Origin of the sequence: Streptococcus sp. OH4692_COT-348 (assembly GCF_003859975.1) — a bacterium.
Taxonomy (GTDB): Bacteria; Bacillota; Bacilli; order Lactobacillales; family Streptococcaceae; genus Streptococcus.
In genome coordinates, this window is sequence record NZ_RQZB01000030.1 from 1 (window position 1) to 1,509 (window position 1,509).

Consider the following 1,509-nt stretch of genomic DNA (forward strand, 5'->3'; position numbering starts at 1 on the left):
TACTGAAATCAAGGTATTATTGGGAATCCCAGCTTAAATCATAGATGCCGTAAGGGATTTTATTCTTTATTTAAAACTTTGCAACAGAACCTTATTACCCATATCCGTAATAAGAGAGGCTAAATTAATTGCCTTTAATGATTGTAGAAATTGGTTGTGAATATCATTAGACACATAACCAGCTAGCAAAATATGCTCAGCCATGTCATATTGCTTAATCAAGAGAATCTTATCATGTTTTTCATTAAATAAAATCGCACTAATTGCTGTATTAAAGACTGGAAAACGAAAACTCGCACATTGTGAACAATAAGGAATATCTCCCTCATCTTTTAAAAATTTTTTCTCCAAAGGATGCCCACATTCGGGACAACAAGTCATTGTTTTGTCAAATATAGAAGCCTCTTTTTTAAAGTTCTTAAAAGTAATTTTACCAGTAAAATCGAGACCACGCAAGACATTGAAATAAATCAAGACTTTATTTAAAATTTATCTTATGATATACTAAACTTATCAGCTATTGGTTCTGAAAAAGTGTCTGCCACAGTTTTACTACAAATTCTCATGACTTGTGCCAAGATTTATAAAAAACGGATAGCTATAATAGCTCTTAGAGCAAAAACATGACATATAGGAGGTTAAAGACATGTCATACTTTTATCTTTTTATCGCCATTGTAGGAGAGATATTGGGAACTAACCTTTTGAAATTATCAGACGGTTTTACAAAGCCTATTCCAACCGTTTCTGCCCTACTTAGCTATGGCGTTTGTTTCTATTTCTTATCACTAGCAATGCAAAAAATTCCTGTAGGAATAGCTTATGCAACATGGTCAGCTGTCGGTTTAGTTTTGATATCCTCTATCGCAGTAATGATTTTCAAAGAAACACTAAATGTTTATAGCATTATCGGTTTAATTTTGATTATCATTGGTGTTGTCATGGTTAACTTATTAGGAAATGCAGGACATTAATAAAACCGGCTCTATACTATTTGTAGTGGGTAAATCCCCTATGGATATTATGGAGCCTATTTTGTTGTAGAAAAAAAGTTCCATAAGAACTATAATGAAAAGCTAGAATTCTGTCAATATTTTGGACACATTTTGGGAGGGAATTTTGAAGACTAGCGTCCTCCTAATTTTCCCAATAAGTTTTAACTTCTTCAAAAATCTTATTCAAAAGTTCTGCATCTTTTTCTGACAACTGATTTTTTTCTATAACTCTATCTTTTAGTTCTGTTGCCTTTATTTTATTTCTTGCCACCGAAACTGCTATTGAATGTTTCAAAATATCAAACTCATCCTTTGAAAAGTTTGCAATATTGGTAAGATCTAATTGTTCTAGAGGTAAACTACTGATAATTGAATAAGGTTTTTGTCCCAGCAAATAATCTGTAGTAGTCCCAAAGATATTTGCGGTTCTGTTGCAAAGTTTTAAATCTACTATCAAATAAGGTAGAATAATAGAAAAAGATAGCAGGAGGAATGACGATGAATCATTTTAAAGG

3 protein-coding genes are annotated in these 1,509 nt (G+C 31.9%); 1 reads left to right on the forward strand and 2 read right to left on the reverse strand.

Annotated features, from left to right (window positions below):
* Nucleotides 1-66 precede the first annotated feature (66 nt).
* The gene (locus EII37_RS10645; RefSeq protein ID WP_124788554.1) at nucleotides 67-474 is read right to left on the reverse strand and encodes an NAD(+) diphosphatase; all 408 of its coding nucleotides are present in this window, start codon (nucleotides 472-474) and stop codon (nucleotides 67-69) included.
* Nucleotides 475-646: 172 nt separating this feature from the next.
* Here EII37_RS10645 and EII37_RS10650 point away from each other — a divergent pair, with 172 nt between their 5' ends.
* Complete coding sequence (locus EII37_RS10650) at nucleotides 647-973, forward strand: multidrug efflux SMR transporter (RefSeq protein ID WP_000120162.1); 327 nt, start codon at nucleotides 647-649, stop codon at nucleotides 971-973.
* A 163-nt stretch (nucleotides 974-1,136) separates the two neighbouring features.
* On the opposite strand, the gene EII37_RS10655 is transcribed toward EII37_RS10650, so the two are convergent.
* Nucleotides 1,137-1,451, reverse strand: coding sequence for a hypothetical protein (locus EII37_RS10655; RefSeq protein ID WP_257960204.1), 315 nt, complete (start codon nucleotides 1,449-1,451; stop codon nucleotides 1,137-1,139).
* Nucleotides 1,452-1,509 lie beyond the last annotated feature (58 nt).